General features: G+C 41.3%; 1 protein-coding gene. It reads right to left on the bottom strand.

Going from position 1 to position 230, the window contains the following annotated elements; translation table 11 throughout:
- Window positions 1–230 (bottom strand): SMC-Scp complex subunit ScpB (scpB, locus tag R2R70_RS23625; RefSeq protein WP_410979437.1); only part of this gene is annotated, 230 nt, incomplete at both ends.

Genomic DNA, 230 nt, shown 5'->3' with positions numbered 1-230 from the left:
CTCTCTTTCGAGTAAGGTTTTAATTATATTCGAACCCGTTGTTACACCTCTTACTTGCTCTATTTCACCACGCGTAATGGGTTGACGATAAGCAATAAGTGATAATGTTTCCAATAAAGCACGTGAGTATTTAGGAGCTCGTTCTTGCCATAGGTTACTCAACCAAGGGCTTAAACTACTGCACGCCTGAAATCGATAACCACTACCAACTTCAACAAGGCGAATACCAC

Source organism: Cobetia sp. SIMBA_158 (assembly GCF_046566945.1).
GTDB lineage: Bacteria > Pseudomonadota > Gammaproteobacteria > Pseudomonadales > Halomonadaceae > Cobetia > Cobetia amphilecti.
The sequence above is the reverse complement of the archived record's forward strand: the minus strand, read 5'-3'. Positions and strand labels throughout refer to the sequence as shown.